The sequence below is a fragment of the Streptomyces sp. NBC_00461 genome (assembly GCF_036013935.1).
Classification (GTDB): domain Bacteria; phylum Actinomycetota; class Actinomycetes; order Streptomycetales; family Streptomycetaceae; genus Streptomyces.
The window spans coordinates 4,248,890-4,263,279 of the sequence record NZ_CP107902.1; the positions used below are offsets into that span (position 1 = coordinate 4,248,890).

General features: G+C 67.4%; 16 protein-coding genes, 1 tRNA gene and 2 pseudogenes. 5 read left to right on the forward strand and 14 right to left on the reverse strand.

Going from position 1 to position 14,390, the window contains the following annotated elements; translation table 11 throughout:
- Window positions 1–122: 122 nt before the first annotated feature.
- The 3 genes from OG870_RS19795 to OG870_RS19805 all read right to left on the reverse strand — a co-directional run bounded on the left by OG870_RS19795 (window position 123) and on the right by OG870_RS19805 (window position 3,136).
- Window positions 123–2,465, reverse strand: a complete 2,343-nt coding sequence (locus OG870_RS19795; RefSeq protein WP_266583839.1) for a xyloglucanase — start codon at window positions 2,463–2,465, stop codon at window positions 123–125.
- 72 nt (window positions 2,466–2,537) lie between these two features.
- The gene (locus OG870_RS19800; RefSeq protein ID WP_266520619.1) at window positions 2,538–2,666 is read right to left on the reverse strand and encodes a hypothetical protein; all 129 of its coding nucleotides are present in this window, start codon (window positions 2,664–2,666) and stop codon (window positions 2,538–2,540) included.
- A 44-nt stretch (window positions 2,667–2,710) separates the two neighbouring features.
- Complete coding sequence (locus OG870_RS19805; protein ID WP_266516075.1) at window positions 2,711–3,136, reverse strand: hypothetical protein; 426 nt, start codon at window positions 3,134–3,136, stop codon at window positions 2,711–2,713.
- A gap of 1,219 nt (window positions 3,137–4,355) precedes the next feature.
- On the opposite strand from OG870_RS19805, the gene OG870_RS19810 reads away from it, so the two are divergent.
- From OG870_RS19810 to OG870_RS19820, 3 genes are all read left to right on the forward strand, one after another.
- Window positions 4,356–4,892: a zinc-binding dehydrogenase gene (locus tag OG870_RS19810; protein ID WP_327691206.1), complete on the forward strand. Its 537-nt coding sequence runs from the start codon at window positions 4,356–4,358 to the stop codon at window positions 4,890–4,892.
- A 100-nt stretch (window positions 4,893–4,992) separates the two neighbouring features.
- Window positions 4,993–5,298: a hypothetical protein gene (locus tag OG870_RS19815; protein ID WP_266583831.1), complete on the forward strand. Its 306-nt coding sequence runs from the start codon at window positions 4,993–4,995 to the stop codon at window positions 5,296–5,298.
- Between the two features lie 240 nt (window positions 5,299–5,538).
- Window positions 5,539–5,614 (forward strand) — tRNA-Arg (locus OG870_RS19820).
- A gap of 223 nt (window positions 5,615–5,837) precedes the next feature.
- Here OG870_RS19820 and OG870_RS48185 read toward each other — a convergent pair.
- Window positions 5,838–5,960 (reverse strand): annotated as a pseudogene (locus tag OG870_RS48185) (helix-turn-helix domain-containing protein); the annotation flags it as partial.
- Between the two features lie 391 nt (window positions 5,961–6,351).
- On the opposite strand from OG870_RS48185, the gene OG870_RS19825 reads away from it, so the two are divergent.
- Window positions 6,352–6,711, forward strand: coding sequence for a hypothetical protein (locus tag OG870_RS19825; protein ID WP_266516089.1), 360 nt, complete (start codon window positions 6,352–6,354; stop codon window positions 6,709–6,711).
- Window positions 6,712–6,816: 105 nt separating this feature from the next.
- Here the strand turns inward: OG870_RS19825 and OG870_RS19830 are convergent, their stop codons facing one another.
- The 8 genes from OG870_RS19830 to OG870_RS48190 form a co-directional block, all read right to left on the reverse strand.
- Complete coding sequence (locus OG870_RS19830) at window positions 6,817–7,128, reverse strand: SCO5918 family protein (RefSeq protein ID WP_266839959.1); 312 nt, start codon at window positions 7,126–7,128, stop codon at window positions 6,817–6,819.
- A gap of 54 nt (window positions 7,129–7,182) precedes the next feature.
- Entirely contained in the window at window positions 7,183–7,584 is a 402-nt protein-coding gene (locus OG870_RS19835; RefSeq protein WP_266839957.1) for a CBS domain-containing protein, read from the reverse strand.
- A gap of 46 nt (window positions 7,585–7,630) precedes the next feature.
- On the reverse strand, window positions 7,631–9,139 hold the full coding sequence (locus OG870_RS19840) for a DEAD/DEAH box helicase (protein WP_266516095.1): 1,509 nt from the start codon (window positions 9,137–9,139) through the stop codon (window positions 7,631–7,633).
- Window positions 9,140–9,458: 319 nt separating this feature from the next.
- The gene (locus OG870_RS19845) at window positions 9,459–9,662 is read right to left on the reverse strand and encodes a cold-shock protein (protein ID WP_266516097.1); all 204 of its coding nucleotides are present in this window, start codon (window positions 9,660–9,662) and stop codon (window positions 9,459–9,461) included.
- 252 nt (window positions 9,663–9,914) lie between these two features.
- On the reverse strand, window positions 9,915–10,073 hold the full coding sequence (locus OG870_RS19850; protein WP_405660538.1) for a cold-shock protein: 159 nt from the start codon (window positions 10,071–10,073) through the stop codon (window positions 9,915–9,917).
- 3 nt (window positions 10,074–10,076) lie between these two features.
- Window positions 10,077–10,202 carry a hypothetical protein gene (locus OG870_RS19855; protein ID WP_327691208.1) on the reverse strand — a complete coding sequence of 42 codons (126 nt, stop codon included), beginning with the start codon at window positions 10,200–10,202 and terminating at the stop codon, window positions 10,077–10,079.
- 109 nt (window positions 10,203–10,311) lie between these two features.
- Complete coding sequence (locus OG870_RS19860; protein ID WP_266583825.1) at window positions 10,312–10,650, reverse strand: helix-turn-helix domain-containing protein; 339 nt, start codon at window positions 10,648–10,650, stop codon at window positions 10,312–10,314.
- 1,077 nt (window positions 10,651–11,727) lie between these two features.
- Window positions 11,728–12,021, reverse strand: a complete 294-nt coding sequence (locus tag OG870_RS48190; protein WP_443063435.1) for a hypothetical protein — start codon at window positions 12,019–12,021, stop codon at window positions 11,728–11,730.
- A 324-nt stretch (window positions 12,022–12,345) separates the two neighbouring features.
- On the opposite strand from OG870_RS48190, the gene OG870_RS19870 reads away from it, so the two are divergent.
- The gene (locus tag OG870_RS19870; RefSeq protein ID WP_266516107.1) at window positions 12,346–12,894 is read left to right on the forward strand and encodes a DUF5994 family protein; all 549 of its coding nucleotides are present in this window, start codon (window positions 12,346–12,348) and stop codon (window positions 12,892–12,894) included.
- 650 nt (window positions 12,895–13,544) lie between these two features.
- On the opposite strand, the pseudogene OG870_RS19875 reads toward OG870_RS19870, so the two are convergent.
- Together OG870_RS19875 and OG870_RS19880 are read right to left on the reverse strand one after the other, a co-directional pair.
- Window positions 13,545–13,730: pseudogene (locus OG870_RS19875) on the reverse strand (tyrosine-type recombinase/integrase); the annotation flags it as partial.
- 113 nt (window positions 13,731–13,843) lie between these two features.
- The gene (locus OG870_RS19880; RefSeq protein ID WP_266583823.1) at window positions 13,844–14,251 is read right to left on the reverse strand and encodes an SseB family protein; all 408 of its coding nucleotides are present in this window, start codon (window positions 14,249–14,251) and stop codon (window positions 13,844–13,846) included.
- Window positions 14,252–14,390 lie beyond the last annotated feature (139 nt).

The following is a 14,390-nucleotide window of genomic DNA, read 5'->3' on the forward strand; positions in this document are numbered from 1 at the left end:
TAGATGTCCCAGGTGCGGCCGCCGAGGCTGATGTTGGTCGCGGTCGGGACCCTGGCGGCAGGGCTACGTCGGTCTCCCCTTCGGGACGGCGGGTGCGGAGCGCGGCGTGCGGGAGTCGGACCTCACCTGGGGTCGCCGTAGATGATTCCGCGTCCGTTGGTCCCGAAGTAGACGCGACCGTGGACCCGGGGGTCTCCGGTGATGGTGTTGCCGGTCCAGGCGTACTGGTGGCGGTCGTCGTTGATGCGGGTCCAGGTGCGGCCCGCGTCGTCGGAGCGGAAGATGCCGCGCACGCCGTGGATCTTGGAGCTGGTGTAGACGGCGGGGTACTTGGCGCCGGGTGCGGCCTTGCCGAATCCGACGACGTCGCCCTGGTCCACCGCCGTGAACCTGGTGAAGGACGTACCGGAGTCGGTCGACCGCCACATCCCGTACGGCGTGGGGGTGGCGGGCTTGGTGGTGCCGCCGGCCAGCCAGATGTCACCCTCGTGACCCGGGACCGGCTTGAACCGGACGTTGCCCGCGGTGGGCAGACCGGTGGCCGCCGTGGCCGTGAAGCTCTTGCCGCCGTCGGTGCTGAGGTAGAAGACGCCGGAGTCGCAGGCGTAGAACTTCGCCGGGTTCACGCGGTCGGAGCGTACGGCGGCCCCGGCAGGCAGCCCCTTCGACGCCGTCCAGGTCGCTCCGTGGTCGTCGGACCAGCTGACCGGCGCGCCGGCCGGTGACCACACGATCCGCCTGCCGTCGGCGCTGACGGCGACTGCCTGGTCGTCGACCCCGGCCCCGGTGACGCCGGGCGGCTCACTGCCCGAGGGCGTCCAGGTCGCGCCGCTGTCGGTGGAGATGGCGAAGTGCTGGGTCCAGCCGCTGGTGGGGTTGCCGACCCGCACGATGGTGTGGGGCGCCAGCTCCGCGTAGTCCATGGCCGGGGTCGCGCCGAAGGTCGGGCTGTCGTACATCTTCGGCGCCTTGTGGAGATCCGTGTGCCGGAAGCCGCCGACGTCGCCGACGCCGGAGAAGAGGTGAGCGGCACCTGCGGGCGGGCTGATCACGCAGCCGATCGAGGTCTCCTCCAGGCCCTGCGCCCGCACGGACAGGTGAACCGTGCCGCCGCTGTCCCAGTCGGTCAGGTTGTCGGCGCCGTAGATCGTCGCGCCGGTTCCGTACATGAAGTGGCCGGAGTCGAAGGGGTCGATCTGGACGGACTCCATCATCCAGCCCAGCTTGGGGGTCATCTCGGGCAGCGACGGCGAGGCGTTCCAGGTCAGCCAGGGGGCGGCGGAGATGTCCATGTCGTAGCGCAGGGTGCGCCCGGAATCCGTGCCCAGCTCCCAGGCGCGGGTCCAGCTCGCGCCGCCGTCGGTGGAGCGGAACAGGAGGCAGTCGGGATACCAGTTGATCTGGGTGGACACCATCAGGGTGTCCGGGTTCTGCCGGTCGATGGTCAGGCCGCTGTAGCCGTACTTGTTGTCGTCGCTGGTGGAGGGGACCGGGCTGATGCGGGTCCAGGTGTCGGTGGCGGTGTCCAGCTTCCACACGTCGCCCTTGGAACCGTCGTAGGGGCCGGCGGTGTTGCTGGTCGCCAGGTACAGGTAGCCACCGGCGTGGTCGAACACCGCGTGGTGCGGGATGAAGCCGGTGGGCTGCCCGGGCACGCGTTCCCAGGTCACTCCCGCGTCGGTGGACCGGTACAGGATGTTGTCCTTGTCGGCGACGGTGACGTAGAGGGTCCGGGTGGCCCTGCCCGCTCTGCCGGTGCGCTTGTCGAAGACGACCTGCAGCACGCCCAGGTTGTCGCCGTTGTAACCGTCGGGGTCCGTGGGGTCGATGACGAAGTTGCCCGGGTTGGGGAAGCTGGTCACCTTCGCGAACGTCCTGCCGTGGTCGGTGCTGCGCCACAGCCCGTGGCCCCCGCGCACTCCCAGGTACAGGATGCCGTTGCGGTTCGGGTCGATCACCAGCCGCTCGCCGATGCCCCGGCCGGGCATGTTGCCGCCCAGCCGGAACGGCAGGGCAGTGGACTTCCAGGTGCGGCCGCGGTCGGTCGACCGCAGGATCGCCGCCATGCTCGGGTCCCATTCGGGCATGGTGTAGGTGCCCGCCGCCAGGTAGACGCGGTCGGGGTCCACCTCGTCGGTGGCGACGCTGATGATGCCGGTGTGTCCGTACTCGTCCCAGCCGATCCAGTCGGTGAGCGGAATCCACCGTTTGGTCGCCGTGTCCAGCCGGTAGGCGCCGCCGATGTCGGTGCGGGCGTACACGAGTCCGGGCTCGCGCTGGTTGAAGACGATGCCGTGGACGAAACCGCCACCGACTATCTCCGCGTTGCGGAAGGTGTACGGCGTGCGTCTGGTCTTTCCGTTCGCGTGAGCAGATGCGGTGGAGGGGGCGAGCACAGGGAGTGCGGCCGCGGCCGCGCCGGCGGCCAGCAGCCCTCGGCGGGAGAGGTGCGAGTCAGGGGACATCGGCAAGTCATGCCTTTCTGATGTGGACCGGTGGCCGTCGTGCCCAGGAGGAGCGAGCCAACGGCCCTGCGGTCAGGGGACTGGTGGTGTCCACTCGAAGCTGGAGCAGACGATGTGGTGGTCGCCACCGACGCGGCGGTCACCGGGGTCGGGGCGGAAGCCGGGGATCACCGGGTTGGCCACGGTGGCGTACGCCCGCAATGTCCTGACACTCCGTCAATCCCTTCCGGTGGGGGTAAGCGCGCTCAGGGTGCGTCCGGCGCTACGTGGCCGAGGCGGAGCAGTACCGCGGACGGGGCTGTGGGAAGCGTCAGCGTGAGGTCGGCGGTGTCGCGGTTCCAGGAGGAGACGGCCTGGGTCGCGGCGGGGTAGAGCACCTCGACGTCAACCGCGTGGCCGCGGAGGTGAGTCAGAGGAAGAGCCGTGGTGGCCTCGGTCCCGGGGCGGCGCCAGACGGTGAGGAACGTGGTGGTGGGTGTGTGCAGGGCGAGGGCGAGCCATGGGTCGTCCCAGGCCGGCAGCCCGAGCGGCCACGCGGGGACGGCCTGGGCCAGGTCGGCTCGGATGGTCTTGTACACGGTTACGGCCTCGTGGACGAGCGCGCGGGCCTGCGGGCGCAGTTCCGGGAGCAGCCCGGAGAGATGCATACGGCCGAGCAGAGCGTTGGCCATGGTGAAGGCCACCTCGTCCGCCGAGTCCTCCGGCAGCGGCTAGGACCAGACGGCGCCCTGCTCGGGGTGACGGCGGTGGGCGCGGAGGCGGCGATGGGCGCGTAGAGCTGGAGGTTCTGCTGGTCGCTGGTGGACTGCAGTTGCAGCCGGGACAGCAGGGCGTGGTCCCAGCGCATGCCGCCGGAGGAGCAGTTCTCCTCCGCCCGCGCAGCCGTCCCGCAGGGCCAGGTTTCGGCTCCGGCCCGGGACTGCCGCCGCATGAAGGGGACACCCCGCGAACCGCGTGCGATGTGGCCGGGTGTGTGGCGCAGGACGTCCCCAGGCTCCTTGGCGAGGACCCGATCACGGTCGTTGTCGGTGCTGGTGCCGTGCTCCATCAGCAGCCGGAGTGAGGGCGGTGTACCTGCCGCCTTTGCCGGGCACATGGGCGGGCAGCGTCTTCTTCAGGCCCGCTGTGCCGTTCCCGTCGGTCTGCTGAGGCCCGCCGTCTCCGCACGCGGAGGGCACAGAGGCCATCGCGACCCCTCCCGCCACGACGGCGGCTCTGCCGACGAAGCGTCTGCGGTTCAACTCGTTTCTCATGACGGCGGCCCTTCCCCGAAGAGGGTGTCGAAGCGCTTCACTGGCGGCGAACGCTAACGGCGCATTTCACGCGGAACAAGAGGGCCCACAAGAAGAAATTTTCTTGCATTCCAGTCATTGACAATCCGACAGAAGCGGTGGCAGCGTCGAAGCGCTTCAACACTCTGTACCAGCCCGCTTAGAGGTCATCCTCGTGCGTTCTCCGTCCCTGCCTGCCGCCGAGAGGCTTCCGTTCCGCACCGCCGCGCTGCCGATGGGCAAGCGCATCGACGATCTGCTCGGTCGGCTGCCGACGCTCACCCTCTCAAGCGCTTCCCCACCACGCCGTTCTGCCAGTACGTCAGGCGGCCGCCGATGCCAACGGGACGACACAGCAGCCGAGTTGCCGACACGAACGGCGAGCAGCCCCCAGATTCAGCGCTCACTCGCAGAAGAGGACGTCTGCATGAGAAAGCCTTGGATCCTGCCCCTCATCACGCTGGTCACTGCCGCGCTCGGGATGACGGCAGCAGGTGTGGCACCTGCCTCCGCCGCCTCGAACACGCCTTTACGGGTCATGCCGTTGGGCGACTCCATAACCTGGGGGGGTGGGAAGCAGTACGGGCAACGGCTACCGGGGTCCGTTGTGGAAAGGGTGTTGGTCACCGGGGCCTCCGGCGGGGTCGGCCGGTTCGCCGTCCAGCTGGCGGCGCGGGCCGGTGCTCACGTGATTGCGTCCGTGGGCTCGGCAGCCCGCGGGGAGGGGCTGGCCGAGGCCGGCGCCAACGAGGTGCTGATCGGACTGGACGGACTCCAGCGACCGGTCGACGTGGTTATCGACAGCGTCGGCGGACCTCAACTGGTCGCGGCATGGAACCTGCTCAGTCCCGGGGGCAGCGTGCAGAGCGTCGGCTGGACATCCGGGGAGCCGGCAGTCTTTCCGCCGTATGCGACCGTCGGCCCGGCAAAGTCGCTGACCTCCTTCGTCATCGAGGGCGGAGTCGGCGCGGACCTGGCGGTTCTCACGGAGCTGGCCGCTGAGGGGTTCCTCACCGTCGAGATCGGCTGGCAAGGATCCTGGGACCGCTTCGACGAGGCCTCCAAGGCCCTCCGCGGGCGCCGTGTCTCCGGAAAAGCGGTGCTGGCGGTGGCATCCGGTGAACTGCATGCCCCGGTACCTTCTCTGCAGGATTAGGAGGGTGACCCGACCCATGGCGTCACCGACGGCCAGACGGGTGCCTTCGCGACTGAACGCCACGACGCTGATCGTCTCGTCGCCGAGTACACGTGACTCCATGCGTCCCCGGCGCAGGTCGGCGACCAAGCCCTCCTGCGTCACACGCTGCCGTTGCCGGGGCGCAGGACCCTGCGCGCGGTCCCACTCGTCGGCTGAGGACGCGGACCGGCTGCTGCCTACCGTCTTCTCAGGGGATTCCGCCAGGACAGCGAGTCACCACTCCCGCTTCGACCAGTGCTACCCGCACAAGCACGTCCCTACCTACGGCGCCAACACCGCCCTCCTGATCTACATCGGCTACGCCTGGGTCGACAACTCCATCACCCGAGGCCTGGCCCATGGGCAATACGACCTCGCGGCCTGACCCCGTCATCCTCACGGTCGGACGCCCGGCCCTGGGCTCCCACACCGGGCTGTCTGCCCGATCTGCCTTGCCACCCGGCAGCCGGCAAGACCAACGCCTCAGACACACCAGCGCCAGCCGCTACACTGTGGGCGGTGGCACGGCTGCACGCCAGCCATGCCGCCACACCCTGCCGGGAGCACGTCTGACGCCCGCACCATCTGGGCAATAGTTTTCAGACACGTTTTCCGACAGATCCCCGCCTTCGTAGCTCAGGGGATAGAGCACCGCTCTCCTAAAGCGGGTGTCGCAGGTTCGAATCCTGCCGGGGGCACCACAAAGCTGCAGGTCAGCACACTGAAGGCCTTCCAGGGAAACTCTTTGGAAGGCCTTCAGGCATGCAATGGGAACGCCTTGGGAACATCGAACTGGACATTGCTCATATTTCTGACATTTTTGCGCTTCCGGGGTCACTCATCGACCACTTCGGGGTCCCCGTAGTACTCGCTGCGAAAACAACCGATACCGCTGACCAGCAGGGATGCGGCCCGGATCACTGATCAGTCTTTGTGGCTGGTGCGCTCGCGGTGCTTGCGTAGCTCTCGGTACAGCGTGGAGCGGCTGACGCAGAGTTCGGCGGCGACCTGCTCGGGGATCGCGCCGTCCTCGATCCGCTGGGCGGCCTCGGCCCGGTTTGGTGGCGTTCAGCTTCGCCGGGCGTCCGGTCGGCAGTCCCCGGGCCTCCTTGGCGGCGCGGAACCTGCGTCAGCGGCGCCATGCACCAGCACGCGAGCCTCCACGGCCGTCAACAGCCGTTGCTGCCGCTCGTCCAGATGTGGGAGCAACACCGCGAACTTCACGGCGAGTTGGTCACGAGTCTCGTCCGGGATGCGCATACCACACCAACAAGCATCAGGACGGGAAGCAACACCTTGATTCCCTGCAAGCCCCTAGCTGGGCAAAGAAGGAACGCAGTGGCCCGCGACGTCCTCGTCTGCGCGGTTCGATCTTGCATCTTCCATGTAGCACCACTGCTCAAGCTGACCGGACGGCCGGTGATTAAAATCGTCTCTCATGTCGAAGCCTGACGAACTGCTCGTTGACGTCGCCGCCCTGGTGGAGTCCGGGCACAGCAATCAGATGTCTCTGACCGTGGTCGCCGGTGGTGCTGTTATCACGGGTCGGCTGGCTCCCGAAGCCGTCTGGAGGCAGCGGGTGTCGGAGGTTCTGGCGGACTCGGCCCGCCTGAGCGATTTCTCCGCCGCCTTCACCGCTACTGCGCGCAAGGAGGGGCCGCCCACACATCTGCATTTCCATGTGGCGCGGATTCTGCAGGGCACGGTGGGGATCCCGGAGACGGGCGGGATGTACCGCGTGGCGATCGAGGACGTCAGTGCCTGGACCATGGGCGACTTCAGCTACTCCGACCACTGACCCCTGCCGCGTGTGGAAGCCGCTGGTATGCGTTGAGGGCCCGACCGGTGCATGCCGGTCGGGCCCTCAACGCTGTTTTGGCGGCGGCTCGCGCCTGCCCGTCGGTCAGACGACCGCGGGGGCGCCGAGCATCGCGGAAGCGTGTTGGAACGGGTTGAGGACGCGCCTGGGCACGGCGGCCTTGGGAAGCCCGCGGCAGGTGAAGCCGAGCTGGGTCATGGCCCGGAGGACTTCGCCGGCGCTGAAATCGCGGCGGTCCTGGCGCGTGACGACCTGGCCGACCTGCTTGACGGGGTAGGTGCGGCGGCCGATGATCACGGACTCGCCGAAGACCTGCTCGGGCCTGATGCCCTTCATCGATTCCAGGACGCCGCTCTTGGTGAGGTCGAACGGGAAGCGGGCGATGACACAGCGCATGATGCCTCACAAGGAGAAGAACGAACTGGGATGGTTCTGCCGTGGTGAGGCGGTTCAGCCGGCAAGGGCGAGGACGCCCAGAGCACTGCCTTGTTCGTCGACGACAGGCAGGGCATCGAGCCGGCGGCAGCGCATGGCGTGCTCGGCTTCGGCCATCGAGGTCTCGGGCGAGGTGAACGGCAGGCGGTCGCCGAGGATGTCGCGCAGCTGGACCCGGTCCGTGTACGCGGAGCTGTCGCGGACTGCGGCGAGCTGGGCCTGGGTGACCAGTTGGGTGCACAGGTCGTCGTTGTCGCAGACGAGCAGGTGCCCACTGCGGGCGCTGTCCATGACGGACAGGGCGACCTCGATGGTCATGTCGTCGCAGACCTGCGGTGCGCCTGTGTCCATGTCGGCCGCCGTCCTGTGTACGGGGGTGGCATTCGCCGAGCGGGGCTGCATCTGAATAAGCGTCACAACGTGCCTCCTGCAGAGATGGGTCAGTTTCCTGATCACGAAGGTTCTAGGCCGCCGCATTGAACGAGGACTGCCGCACGGTCACGCGCCGGGCAGCCGAAGCGGGGCTGCGTCGGCCGCGTGAGGCCGCGCTGCGCTTACGCCGCTCGGCCACCGGCGCGGTGATCGTCACGGGGATGCCGGAGGGGGTCTGGGCGCCGGTGATCCGGCTGAGTGCCTCTTCGCCGGAGCGGACCTGGGTGGTCTGGGGCACGATGCCGGCGGCCGTCATGAGCCGGGTCATGTCGCGGCGCTGGTTGGGGGTGACCAGAGTGACGACGCTGCCGGACTCGCCGGCCCGCGCGGTACGGCCGCCGCGGTGGAGGTAGTCCTTGTGATCGGTCGGCGGGTCGACGTTGACGACAAGGTCGAGGTTGTCGACGTGGATGCCGCGGGCGGCGACGTTGGTGGCGACGAGGACGGTGACGTGGCCGGTCTTGAACTGGGCCAGGGTCCGGGTGCGCTGCGGCTGCGACTTCCCGCCGTGCAGGGCGGCGGCCCGGACACCGCTGTTCAGCAGGTCCTGCGTCAGACGGTCGACGGCGTGCTTGGTGTCCAGGAACATGATCACCCTGCCCTCGCGCGCCGCGATCTCCGTCGTCGTCCGGTGCTTGTCGGCGCCGTGGACGTGCAGCACGTGATGCTCCATCGTGGTGACCGCGCCTGCGGACGGGTCGACGGAGTGGACGACCGGATCGGTGAGGTAGCGGCGGACCAGCCGGTCGACGTTGCGGTCGAGGGTGGCCGAGAACAGCATCCGCTGGCCCTCGGGGCGGACCTGGTCCAAGAGCGAGGTGACCTGGGGCATGAAGCCCATGTCGGCCATCTGGTCGGCCTCGTCCAGGACGGTGATCGCGACCTGGTTCAGTCGGCAGTCACCGCGGTCGATGAGGTCCTTGAGGCGGCCCGGCGTCGCGACGACGACCTCGGCGCCACCTCGCAGCGCATTGGCCTGCCTGCCGATCGACATTCCGCCGACGACCGTGGCCAGGCGCAGCTTGACCGAGCGGGCGTAGGGGGTGAGTGCGTCGGTCACCTGCTGGGCCAGCTCGCGGGTGGGAACAAGGATCAGGGCCAGCGGCTGGCGGGGCTCGGCGCGCTGTCCGGCGGTACGGGCCAGCAGGGCCAGGCCGAAGGCGAGGGTCTTGCCGGAGCCGGTGCGCCCGCGTCCCAGGGCGTCGCGGCCCGCGAGGGTGTTGGGCAGCGTCGCGCCCTGGATCGGGAACGGGACGCTCACGCCCTGCGCAGTGAGCGCGGCCAGCAACTGCTCGGGCATGTCGAGGTCCGCGAACGCCTCGACCGCGGGCAGCGCGGGAGTGATCGTTTCCGGCAGGGCGAACTCGCCCTGGACCGCTGCGGGCCGCCGGCCGTGGCCGTGGCCGCCAGAGCGGCTCGGACCCCCTGAACGGCTCGGGGCGAGGCGGTCGCCCCGCCCCGAACGGGCGCCGGAGCCGAAAGCGGGTCCGTCGGTGCGGCGGGGGCGGGAGGAGCGGCCGTTCGTACGTGTGGGGTTCATCGAGAACCTTCCTTGATACGGCACGTATCAAGGAATTCCCGCAGCGGAAGAGCAGCGCGGGGGATCACAAGAACGGGCCGAATGGAATGCGAATCTGGTTTGCAGCGAATCCGGTGCGAGGCACAGGCGATGAAATGGGTGACGTCATGTGGACGTGAAATCCCGGACGCCGACGGGTGCAGCTCCGAAGAGGAGTGCATCCCTGGGTAAGGGGCTGCGGGCGGTGTTGTCCCACAGGTGGCACCACTGCGGGAAATGCCCGCAGCTGGGGCCCGCACCCCGAGGGATGCGGGCCCCAGCTACAAAGTGCGCGTCAGTGTCAGGCGAGAACGATGTTCTCGGCCGTCGGACCCTTCTGACCCGGCGCGATGTCGAAGGTGACCTTCTGGCCTTCGAGCAGCTCACGGAAGCCCTGGGCGGCGATGTTCGAGAAGTGGGCGAACACGTCAGGGCCGCCACCGTCCTGCTCGATGAAACCGAAACCCTTGGCTGCGTTGAACCACTTCACGGTGCCTGACGCCATGTCATATCTCCTTTTGGGGCAGTACGCCGGGACCCGCGATGCGCGGATACCGGGTCGCCGCGATGATGCCCCGTCCGGAAAATGACCGGCAATACGCAAACGCTTCCAGTGGCCGAAAATACCGGCGAAGGCGCTCGAAGTTTTGGGAACCACAACTGCAACTGAGATCAACAGTAGCATGCGGTAGCGGCCCGCGTACGATAAATAATTCCACTCTGTTAGTTGCGGTAAAAACACTCCCCGCGTGGCGCGTTAAACCCTCACCTCGCGGTCATAGATATTGATCCACCCGGCACGGAAGCCCGACGAGCTGATCGCGGAGTAGCGGGCGAAGACGTCCGCGCCGCCGCCGTCCTGGGCGATGGAGCCGAAGCCCTCTCCGCGTTGCCACTTCACAGATCCCGTAGCCATGTCTCATGCCTTCCAGTCGATGAACGCCTCCCACGACATGCGGAAGGCGGAGGTGATCGCCCCTGTCCGGCGGCAGCACAGCAGAATGCCCACGCCGACGACGTGGGCGAAGGGGAACTTCCGAACCATGACAGCTGACGCAGACGCTAAACGTCCGCACAACCTGTCACCGCAGGAAGCGACCCATGCGCCACACCCCCGCGTGTGCGGGACCCCCCGGTACCTGGCGGGCGCCACCTCAGACTGTGGGCGGTGAATTGACCGACTCGGCGGCACGGCGGTATTCGGCGTTGATGCGCCGGGCCTCTTCGAGCTGGTCTTCGAGGATGATGATGCGGCAGGCGGCCTCGATGGGGGTGCCCTGGTCGACGAGCTCCCGCGCGCGGGCCGCGATGCGCAGCTGGTAGCGGGAGTATCGGCGGTGTCCGCCCTCGGAGCGGAGCGGGGTGATCAGCCGGGCTTCGCCGATGGCGCGGAGGAAGCCCTGGGTGGTATCGAGCATCTCGGCGGCCCGGCCCATGGTGTAGGCGGGGTAGTCGTCGTCATCGAGACGGCCGAACGAGTCGTCTGCTGTCATTGCACCTCTCTGTGAAACGCGTGGAGGGGCCCTGGTGCCGTATGGCACCAGGGCCCCGAAGGAACTGCTACACCATCTGCCGGCCCTAGTACTGCGCCGGCCTTCTGTTTCCGCGCGCCCACCTGGGAGAGGGCGGGGAATGCGGGGATCGCGGTTGCTTGACCGGAGACCACCTCACTATCGATGTCCTGCGGTACCCGGACCCAAGACTTCCGGCCGGGCGATCCTGATGGCGCTCAACTCCTCCGTTCTTCCCTCTGGATGAGCTACTTACCAAACGGGAACTGCGTACTGCTGGTACTGCGAACGGCGTGTGGCCTCGAACAGCGCCACTCTTCGGCAGCCAGCCCCGTCGCCCGTCCTGCGTCTGCTCTGGCTTGGAACCCCACTGCCGAACTTCCCGGTGCGCGCGTCCGCAGCCGACGCCTTCACCGAGGTACTGCTCACTGATTTCACTGCTGGGTACTGCGAACTGCACTTACGCGTATTGCCACTGCGGTACTGCTCACGGCGACCCCTCATCACTGCGGGCCACCCGGTCCGGCCGTCAGTCCCGTCGCCGTCCGTCAACAACCCTGGCTTCGGAACTCCACCACCGCACCGTCCTGCGAACTGCGTGTACTGCTGCCCGGCAGTTCGTCTCTGCCGGGCCTTGCTTGATCTCGGCTACGAGAGAAACCATAACCACACCACCGCTCAATGTCTACTCTGGCTGACACAGATTTTTGTGCGCTGGTCAGAGAGATAGTCGTCCTCGACCAAAGAAGGGGCAGGCGGCGACCCCACTCCAGCCGGGGCACCCGCTCCAAGCAGTGCCGTTACGCCGCCTCGACTCCGGCGAGCACCACAGCCTCCCCGCCTGACTGCATGGGAGATCGGCCAGGCACGCTCCACAGCCAGGGCCAGGTGCGGTTAACGCGCCGCAGGCCGGGGCACAGCACCGGGCAGACAGGACCGGCATTGACGATCCAGAGACCAGGGTGACCGGATGGACACGATGAGCGTCAACGTCGCATCCGTCCGCTCCGCGACGTCGCCGGCGCACGCGAGAGCACCCGGGATTTCCTCGGAGGTCTCTCACAGCCGACGATCCCAGCCGAGACCGCCGATACCGTGATCCTCGTCGTCTCGGAGCTCGTCACCAACGCCCTGCGCCAGGGCGGCGGCACTGGACCTGACCACGGACCCGGACAGCATCGAGGTGGCCGTGGCCCACGCCGACGGCCACCGGCGCACCAGGGTGAACGTCGCTTCCTTCATCTCCGACTTCTGCGGCACGGACCTGAGCACGGAGAAGGGCCTGCGGGAGGCGCTGACACGTGCGACGGACACCCCGTCGAGGTCGAGCAGCAACGTCCTATCGTTGACCAAGCCCGCGGCTCCTGCGTGATCGTTCTGCGTCGAGAACAGAAATGATCAGGTATGACCACGGGCGCTCTGCATTCGGATGCCGACAACCACCACGACCGTCACCATCGTGACGACAGGTCAGCACCGCCAGCGAGTACAGGGCTCAAGTTCGAAGACCCGTCAAACGCCCCGATATCCGTAACCCCGAAACTGCCCGGCGGGCTGTATCCGGGAGTATCCTGAAATTACCGAGGACATTTCGCATAAGAGTTTCTGAGCTCCTGTCGTTCTCGGCGATTCACAACACCGGGCCGGTGTACACCGGCCCGGGGACAGGTCCGCGTCATGACCGCGACCATTCTGTATACGTCGGCGGTCGAGGAGCGGACCTTTTCGCTGCCGCTGCGTCTCGCGCTCGCCTCAACGGACACCCCTGGTGCTCTTCTGGACGGCGCCTGGTGGCCCCGCTCCCGCGACCTGGCGGCGGAACTTCCTGCGTTGGCAGCGGTGCTGGATCCCCTTTGGGGGCGCATCACGCATGTCACGGTGAACCCGACCCTGTGGCCGGTCATCCCACGGAAGGTGCCCGTTGATGGGCACGTGATGAGCGTCGGCTGGTTCAAGGCCGAACAAGACCCCCACAAGCTGTTGCTGCTCTCCTACACCGTCGGCCGCTGGGACCTGCTGGTGATTCCGCCGCAGACGGATCCGGCCATCGCCGCCTGGCTGATGACCGCGGCCACCGGTCCGCTGCGCAGCCACACAGCGAGTGATCTGCTGGAGAGGGCCGAATTCCAACGGATCGTGAGAGAAGCCGACCAGGCCCGAGAAGCAGTCTGGGACTCCGAGGGCGGCCGTGGCGCCCGTGTGACCGCGCCAGCACGCTCAGCGTGATCCCCGAAACGGCCCCGGTGAAACCGCCGGGGCCGTCCTTTCAGGCGCAACACGTGAGAGTGCGCAACCCACAATCCACGGTACACCTGCAGGCAGTTTCCGACGTGATTCCATAGGCTGACGCGAAGCATGAGCACATTCTGCTCGGCCTCAAGCACCGACGACCGGGCCCAGCAGCCGGCAGCGCCCGGCTAGCCTGCAGTGTCAGGAGGCTGACCTGCGAAAACGTCCACTGGCCCAACTCCCGGGCCAAGGGAGCGAGCCCTGCTACTCCTCCAAAGCATGTGCGGTGCTCAATGGAACCCGACTGGGCGACGGAGCTTCATAGACACCTCCTGCCGGCTCTCGAAGACCGTTCCCAAGGCCTCAGTTGGGAACCTGATGGGAACAGCAGGACAGAGAAAGCCCGCGAAGGATCGCGAAAGATCACTCCCCCGCCTTCCTCATCAGGCCGCTGACCTGCGAGAACAGCGAAACATCAAGCCGGACAAGGAAAGACAAGTAACCTTATGATCATGCTCCTAAAGCGGGTGTCGCAGGTTCGAATCCTGCCGGGGGCACACAACTAAGGGCCAGTTCAGAGGCTTGATCCTCTCGAACTGGCCCTTTCGCATGATCACGGCCGTGCCACACCCGTGCCACAAAGCCCGCTAGGAGTTCGCTTCACCCCGTTCCTTGCGGATCATCGAACCGAGCCGATCGGCGATCTCGCGGTCACGGCCGTTGACCATGTGCTGATAGATCAGTGCCGCCCTAGGTGTGCTGTGGCCCATCCTCGTCATCAGCTCACGCAGACCCGCGCCGGACGCGGCAAGAGTGTTCCCCGTGTGCCGCAATCGACACCAGACCCGTACCGGCCAGGCAGTTGTTACAGGTTTCTCTACCTCATCAAGCACCCGTCGTCGCTACGCCGACCGCCGAGTTCGAGACAGCCGTACAGACCTGGCGATCACACGAGGCATCGGCCGAGCAGCCACCGCGCCCTGTGCGCGGACAGGGTCAGCTCGTCCTCGTCCCCGGCGTCGATCACCAGCACCACCTCATCGCTCGGCCAGCGAGAGGCCAGGTCCCGCAGGGTGACAGGCCTGTAGCAGGGCACCTGAGGAAAGGCACTGCGTAGCCGTTCCTCGGAGGTGAAGACCATGACCGCGGGGACGTCGTTGACGCTTTCGATCACCGGCAGCACAAGCCGCACAAGTTCACTGCGGTCACGCGTGTATCGGATGCCGCCGATCGCGGGAATCAGCACGTCACAGCCGGCCAGTGCTTCCAGCGCCCGCAGGTCCACCGCGGTGGACAGGTCTTGCAGAGCCTTCCGCGCCACCGATTCGAAAACCTCTGCCGGGATCTCAGTCATAGCGCCGCACCCTTTACACGGAACCGCCCGCGGGACGACGGATCGTCGGGAGGCGCGTACCCACGATCGGTCCAATCATGCGTGAGTTCGAGCGCCGTCCGGGCCGTCCGGGGGCCGTAAAAGGGCGCTCAACGACGAC

Excerpts from the sequence above, each read along its gene's own strand:
- OG870_RS19795 (WP_266583839.1), bottom strand. The coding sequence starts at position 2,465 with ATGTCCCCTGACTCGCACCTCTCCCGCCGAGGGCTGCTGGCCGCCGGC.
- OG870_RS19805 (WP_266516075.1), bottom strand. The coding sequence starts at position 3,136 with ATGGCCAACGCTCTGCTCGGCCGTATGCATCTCTCCGGGCTGCTCCCG.
- OG870_RS19815 (WP_266583831.1), top strand. The coding sequence starts at position 4,993 with ATGCGTCCCCGGCGCAGGTCGGCGACCAAGCCCTCCTGCGTCACACGC.
- OG870_RS19825 (WP_266516089.1), top strand. The coding sequence starts at position 6,352 with ATGTCGAAGCCTGACGAACTGCTCGTTGACGTCGCCGCCCTGGTGGAG.
- OG870_RS19830 (WP_266839959.1), bottom strand. The coding sequence starts at position 7,128 with ATGCGCTGTGTCATCGCCCGCTTCCCGTTCGACCTCACCAAGAGCGGC.
- OG870_RS19840 (WP_266516095.1), bottom strand. The coding sequence starts at position 9,139 with ATGAACCCCACACGTACGAACGGCCGCTCCTCCCGCCCCCGCCGCACC.
- OG870_RS19845 (WP_266516097.1), bottom strand. The coding sequence starts at position 9,662 with ATGGCGTCAGGCACCGTGAAGTGGTTCAACGCAGCCAAGGGTTTCGGT.
- OG870_RS19850 (WP_405660538.1), bottom strand. The coding sequence starts at position 10,073 with ATGGCTACGGGATCTGTGAAGTGGCAACGCGGAGAGGGCTTCGGCTCC.
- OG870_RS19855 (WP_327691208.1), bottom strand. The coding sequence starts at position 10,202 with ATGGTTCGGAAGTTCCCCTTCGCCCACGTCGTCGGCGTGGGCATTCTG.
- OG870_RS19860 (WP_266583825.1), bottom strand. The coding sequence starts at position 10,650 with ATGACAGCAGACGACTCGTTCGGCCGTCTCGATGACGACGACTACCCC.
- OG870_RS19870 (WP_266516107.1), top strand. The coding sequence starts at position 12,346 with ATGACCGCGACCATTCTGTATACGTCGGCGGTCGAGGAGCGGACCTTT.
- OG870_RS19880 (WP_266583823.1), bottom strand. The coding sequence starts at position 14,251 with ATGACTGAGATCCCGGCAGAGGTTTTCGAATCGGTGGCGCGGAAGGCT.